The sequence below is a fragment of the Methylobacterium sp. C33D genome, from assembly GCF_053345825.1.
Map to the genome: position 1 here is coordinate 1 of NZ_JBKFAV010000183.1, position 316 is coordinate 316.

Below are 316 nucleotides of genomic sequence, written 5' to 3' on the forward strand. Positions count from 1 at the left end.
CAGGATCGCGGCCCGGGCGTGCGCGTCGATGCGCTGCCGCTGGGCGTCGACCTGCGGGTAGTTGATGACCAGGGCGAGCGCCGTGCCGAGCATGGACATCAGCGCCGGCGGCACTTTCTCGGCCAGGAACACCATCGTCCCCAGGACCGCGGCGGTGAGGACGATGTTGATCCAGAAGCGGTCGGGGCGGCGCAGGCCCCGCTCCGCGTCGCTCAGGGTCCGGGCGGTCGGGACCGGGCCGGGCGCGGCCCCCGCGGCGCCGGGAACGAGGGCCAGACGGCGCCCCTCCCGCAGGCCGAGCCAGTACGAGGCGGCG

At 75.9% G+C, this 316-nt stretch carries 1 pseudogene; it reads right to left on the reverse strand.

Features of this window, described 5'->3' with window-relative positions:
- Window positions 1–316 (reverse strand): annotated as a pseudogene (locus ACLBXO_RS31955) (citrate transporter); the annotation flags it as partial.